The sequence below is a fragment of the Moorena sp. SIO3B2 genome (assembly GCF_010692525.1).
GTDB lineage: Bacteria > Cyanobacteriota > Cyanobacteriia > Cyanobacteriales > Coleofasciculaceae > Moorena > Moorena producens.
Window position 1 is genome coordinate 1 of sequence record NZ_JAAHHE010000359.1, and the last position, 5,919, is coordinate 5,919.

Annotated in this window: 3 protein-coding genes and 1 pseudogene; 1 reads left to right on the plus strand and 3 read right to left on the minus strand. The window is 43.6% G+C overall.

From position 1 onward, the window contains the following. Together murB and murC are read right to left on the minus strand one after the other, a co-directional pair. The coding region (gene murB / locus F6K38_RS33505; RefSeq protein WP_287359410.1) for a UDP-N-acetylmuramate dehydrogenase at nt 1–596 on the minus strand (596 nt) is incomplete at its 3' end. A 206-nt stretch (nt 597–802) separates the two neighbouring features. After that, complete coding sequence (murC, locus tag F6K38_RS33510) at nt 803–2,350, minus strand: UDP-N-acetylmuramate--L-alanine ligase (protein ID WP_287359412.1); 1,548 nt, start codon at nt 2,348–2,350, stop codon at nt 803–805. Between the two features lie 636 nt (nt 2,351–2,986). Between murC and F6K38_RS33515 the strand changes: the two genes are divergently transcribed. Next, the gene (locus F6K38_RS33515; RefSeq protein WP_044492436.1) at nt 2,987–4,000 is read left to right on the plus strand and encodes a type I glyceraldehyde-3-phosphate dehydrogenase; all 1,014 of its coding nucleotides are present in this window, start codon (nt 2,987–2,989) and stop codon (nt 3,998–4,000) included. A 203-nt stretch (nt 4,001–4,203) separates the two neighbouring features. On the opposite strand, the pseudogene F6K38_RS33520 reads toward F6K38_RS33515, so the two are convergent. Further along, nucleotides 4,204–5,919 (minus strand): annotated as a pseudogene (locus F6K38_RS33520) (ParA family protein); the annotation flags it as partial.

Consider the following 5,919-nt stretch of genomic DNA (forward strand, 5'->3'; position numbering starts at 1 on the left):
GCCTGGGTGACTATGCGATCGCTACCTTGAAGGATTGAGGTGCGATAGCTAAAGCCTAGGTCTTGGCTAGTGAGTTGCGCCATTGAGCCATCAGGGGATAGAACATCTGTATGAAACAGAAGATCAGCTGTGGAACTTTTGTGGGCACCAGCATTCATGACCACAGCACCACCAACGGTTCCAGGTATGCCCACAGCCCACTCTAGCCCTTCCCAGCCTCGTTTGGCAGCCTGCCATGCCAGACGGGCAATCGGTACACCAGCACTGGCGGTAATTCTCCCTGTATCTGCATCAAAGTGAGTATGGCGCAGATAGCGAGTACAAATTACCAAACCCGGTAAACCGATATCGCTGACTAGAAGGTTGGAACCCGCCCCTAACAGGGTTAGGGGTAATTTTTGGTAGTGAGCCCACTGGAAACTAGCTTGTAGGTCTTCTAGGCTCCGAGGGGCGACGTACCACTGAGCGGGACCTCCCACACGAAATGAGGTGAGTTTGGCTAAGGATACCTGGGACTGAAGTGGACAATTGGTTCCTGGAATATACAACTGTAACTGGGAAGGAGTTTTTTTCTGGGTTAGCACGCTAGTTATCATCAGGAAAATCAGGGTAGAGAGTCGGATCTACACACAATGAAAATAATGCCGATCGGTTTTTGGCAGTCACATTGGCTAGAATTGCTAGGGGGTAGAGTACCCAGAGGAGTTCGTGGAAAGTTGATTCACGAGTATAGTAGAGGCTTGAGATCATACTGACCTTCTGAGGTAGGTCTATAGTTACGATTCCCTAGCTTGATTGACAATTATTGATGCTTTGGGGCTAAATCTTGCTTAACTAAGCCATTCTCAGGCTGTTGGTAAAACCCCATAACCTTAGGAATAATCTGATTCAGATTACCGGCTCCCAAGAATAGGGCTAAGTCCCCGGGATAGAGAATTTGGTTGAGAAACTCTACCACTGATTCGAGAGTTGGTTGGTAATGCACATCCTTATGGTTAGATGCGATCGCCTGATAAAGGTTTTCCCCACTAATTTCTCCTAAATCTGGTTCCCCAGCACTGTAGATATCACTGATAACCACCAAGTCAGCGTTACTAAAGGAAACACTAAACTCGGGGAGAAACCTCAGGGTACGACTATATCGGTGAGGTTGGAAAATTGCAATTATTCGCTGGTCAGCTTTGACCTGGATTCTTGCCGCAGCTAGGGTTGCCTGAATTTCACTGGGGTGGTGAGCATAGTCATCCACAAAACTAATATCATTGCACTTGCCCCGCAGCTCAAATCGGCGTTTTGCTCCCTCAAAGCTAGCGATCCCGGAGGCAATTGCCTCAAACTCTAACCCCAAATTTCGTGCTACTGCTACTGCGGCTAGGGCATTGCTGAGATTATGTTTGCCCAGCAATTTCAGCTCCAACCGACCTAAAACCTGATTGCCCTCCCAAACTCTGGCGGTAGTGCCATTAGCTTCATAAGTTACATCATCAACGCTATAGTCTGCCCCCATATCCCGCCGTAGACTATAGCTGATATTCGGTTTTAGTTGCGATCGCACTGTCTCGCAATCAATACATCCCACTAAATTTTTACAGCGCTTCGCGAACGTCTGGAATATTTCAACAACCTCCTCTAACTTCTGGTAATGGTCTGGATGATCCAGCTCAATATTGGTTACTACACCAATCTCGGCGGAGAGCTTAACCAATGAACCATCGGATTCATCAGCCTCAGCAACCAGTAATGGTCCATTTCCCAGCCTGGCATTACCACCGATAGCATCCACCTCACCACCGATAATCATGGTGGGGTCACAACCCGCTTGCCACAGTAGATAACCGATCAAACTACTGGTTGTAGTTTTCCCATGAGTCCCAGCGACTGCTATACTGTAATAGTCTTCAATCAACGCCGCTAGTAAATCTGAGCGATGGAAAATCGGGCAACCTAGCTTTAAAGCTGCCTGATACTCAGAGTTTAATGGGTTAATTGCTGTGGAACAGATAACTTGAGGCAATCCTAAACAGGGGTCAGCTACAGATATAGTCGGACTTGATTGTGATATTTCTGTGAGCGCCTTTGGGTTCAAACTCGTGCTAACCGTTTTAGCTGCTACGTCCTCACAAGCTGGTGCGTTCCTGGATTGGAAAAATTCTAAGTTGGCAGCACACTGCTGTCTGAAGATCTGAGCACCTACTGCTTGCAAACGTTGCGTGATATGGGTTGTCCGAGTATCTGAGCCAGATACTCGGAATTGGCGTTTGGCTAGGATGTAGGCAAGAGCTGACATCCCAATTCCGCCAATACCAATGAAATGAAATGGTTTATTACTGAAATCAACAGTCTTTGGCATTTTAACTCCTTACACACCACACCGCACACGCCTAATTTGCCAATAACACGCGCTATCATATCAGGAAAAATACATATCCAGGAATAATTTTTGGTAAATAAGTACATCTGTACTGTCAAACCGGGGAATAATACCTTAAGTTTGATAACGTAACTGTTACATAACTGATTTTTGAGTACCTAGATTGTCGTATATATTACACGTCAACAAGAGTTCTCAATCCGGAAAAACGTCCCAAGACCCATAAACACCCATAAAATAGCACTAGAACAGAGCTAGTGGTGATTTTTGGGTTTATCCGTATGACTCCCAACCATGAGGGTTAGGACTTACATACCAAACTAATCGGTTGAGACTGGTTAGGGGAGAGGGGCTTTGGGAGCGACTGCATTCAGACATGGCGTGAGTAAAATCAGGTTGCCGAGGCAATATTGAGATCTGTCAGATCTGTGCCATCCCCAGAGGAGACTCTGCTCCCAAAACCTCCAGCTTTGGAGATAAGTATACCCATCTGGCTTCAAAACGAGTACATCACACCACATTAATTCAGTAAAAGTTTCAAATTGTTTCAACCTTTGCGATATTATTAGAATCATTAAGAAAATATTTACTTTGAATTACAGAGGGCAAGAAGCAGTGATTAGAGTAGCGATCAATGGTTTTGGACGCATCGGACGCAACTTTATGAGATGCTGGCTGACTCGGGAGAATAGCCAGTTAGAGATAGTGGGAATCAATGATACCTCTGATCCCAAGACAAATGCCCATCTGCTCAAATACGACTCAATGCTGGGCAAACTTGATGCAGATATCAGTTGTGATCAAAATTCCATCACAGCTAATGGAAAAACTGTCAAGTGTGTATCCGACCGGAACCCCTTGAACTTGCCCTGGGACTCTTGGGGTGTTGACCTAGTTATCGAAGCCACTGGTGTCTTCCGAGATCAGGATGGAGCTGGCAAGCATATAGCTGCTGGTGCTAAGAAAGTGCTAATCACTGCTCCTGGCCAAGGCGACGTCCCCACCTATGTCATGGGTGTTAATCACGAAGACTACACCGACGAAGGAAATAACGTGATTAGCAATGCTAGCTGTACTACCAACTGTCTAGCTCCCTTTGCCAAAGTACTGCATGAACAGTTTGGCATTATCAAAGGGACAATGACCACAACCCACAGCTACACGGGGGACCAGCGGCTTCTTGATGCGAGCCACCGGGATGTACGTCGGGCTCGGGCAGCAGCGCTCAACATTGTCCCTACCTCTACTGGTGCGGCCAAAGCGGTAGCCCTAGTGATTCCTGAACTGAAAGGGAAACTCAATGGTATTGCTCTGCGGGTGCCAACTCCTAATGTGTCTATCGTTGACTTGGTAGTTCAAGTTGAGAAAAGTACCATTGCTGAGCAGGTCAATCAAGTGCTCAAAGAAGCAGCTGAAGGCCCACTCAAGGGAATTTTGGCTTACGGCGACGAACCTCTTGTTTCCTGTGATTACAGGGGTCATGATGCTTCCTCAATTGTGGATTCTAGCTTAACTATGGTCATGGGTGGCGATATGGTTAAGGTTGTTGCCTGGTATGACAATGAGTGGGGTTACTCTCAGCGGGTTGTAGATTTGGCTGAGTTAGTTGCCCAAAAATGGTCGAATTAGTTGTTAGAGCCTAATTCGTAAAGCAAGAGTCTGGGGAAGAGTGTTCATTCGTTAGGGTTCATCGTTTATTGAACCAATACGTTTAACCTATTCCCCTCTCTCGCTCTAATTTATTGAATTTTGAAACAGCCCTGCTCCCTTAACCGTTTCAATCACCTTCTTTTAAGGAGGGGAGCGGTAAATAATACCTTAATAAGCATCATCTAGATTCCTTGTCCAGCTCGACGAGCTAAAGCCATAATTTTTGGTCTGCCAACATTTTGGGAAAACCCTAATCCTAAACGAAAGATTTCTGAAACGTAATACTTATCGCCGTCAGCGATAATGACTCCATTTTCTTTAAGGAGGCTAATGTCTTCTGGAGATAAGTCAATATTTTCTAGTTGAAAAGGGCTTTTTTTCTGATCTGCTGATAATGGACGTAATTTATTAAATACTCTTTTTAACGGTTCATTTTCTAGCTCTATTTCTGTAATTTTTTCTTGGCTGCATTCATCCAAACAACCTCGAATTGCTTTGGGAACTAGAATTCGGTCTTGCCAATAATCATCATCAATGGATTGTCCTGCCGCAATTTTAAGAAAACGCACGACATCCCTAGACTGAATTTGTCCATTGTAGTCAGATAATGCGGCAATGACAAACGGAGCAGAACGTGCTTGTCTAGAGCGATCGTTTCCTAGGTTTTTGCCCCACAAGGGTCTTAGACTTTCCGTAAGTTCTGCTTCATTCATATCTTGAAGTTCGGATCGCTTTAAATTTAACGAAATATCAGCTTTCCTAGCAACCCAAGCAACTAATCTCAATACGGTTTCTCCATTCCACCTTAACCTATAAGGCTGATAGCGAGACATCATTTGACCGGAATTTTGACGAACAGAAGCAGTTAAAATATCTTGTCTGACAAAAATAATAATTCCTAAACCACGAAAGGGTTCTTGTTCCAGCCATTGAGGGACATCTTGCAATAACGCTCGTAAAGCAGTTTGTTGAGCTTTATCCTGAGCAAATTCTTGAAATAAGTCCTCCAAGCCGTCAATTACAGCTACTATTTTTTGTTTATTATCAGCTAGATACTTAGGTAAATCGCGACCTTTACCTGTCATATCTAGACTCTTGGCAATGACATCCAACCAGCGATCGCGCCATTGACCTTCATGTAAATTCTGTTGACATCCTTCTCGAATATAGTCTTTAATCTCACTGTCATTGACGGGAGGTGTCAACCCTATCTGTTCAGCACAATATTTCCGGACGTCATCTACTATTTCTTTTGCTTTATTATTGAGATTATTTGAAGCGATAATTGGTGCTATAAAGGCTGTGTTATCTACATTAATTACTCCTACATCTTCTCCAAATTTTTGCCATTCTTTTCTGCGTATAATTTGCATAAACGTATAAGTTTTACCCGAACCCTTGGCTCCAATAACGACAGTGATTGGAATCTGGTTTCGATAATTATTAGCTAAATTTGCCAAAGATTCAGTAACTAGAAAATCTTCAGTTTCAGCATGCTCTGCATAAATCATTTTTTCGGCTATATTTCTCAAGCTTTCTCTTTGATACTTTAATAAAATTAAAGGTTCATCTGCTTGATTCGATTTATTTAAATTATCAGGCAGCCATTCTAATAAAGGATGTAGGAAATCAATCAATTGAGAAGTTACCAAGTGCTGCCAAACCTCTTGCCAAGAATTAGACAAAATTTGTAACCTTTCAGTAAATGGGGTGGTAATTCTAATTGGTTCACTATCTTCCCCTAGCAAGGGTTGAATGGCTTCTAAAAGTATTTGTTCTGATTCGATAATTAAATTTTCAGCTGTTTCATCTTGAGGAACTTTAGTCAAAATAAAAGCAGGGTAAGGGTCTTTATCTCGTGTCGAGGGTGCTAGTTTAGCAATTAATTCTAAAAGCCT

Bases quoted from the DNA above. Each gene is read 5' to 3' on its own strand.
- murC (WP_287359412.1), bottom strand. From the start codon at position 2,350: ATGCCAAAGACTGTTGATTTCAGTAATAAACCATTTCATTTCATTGGT.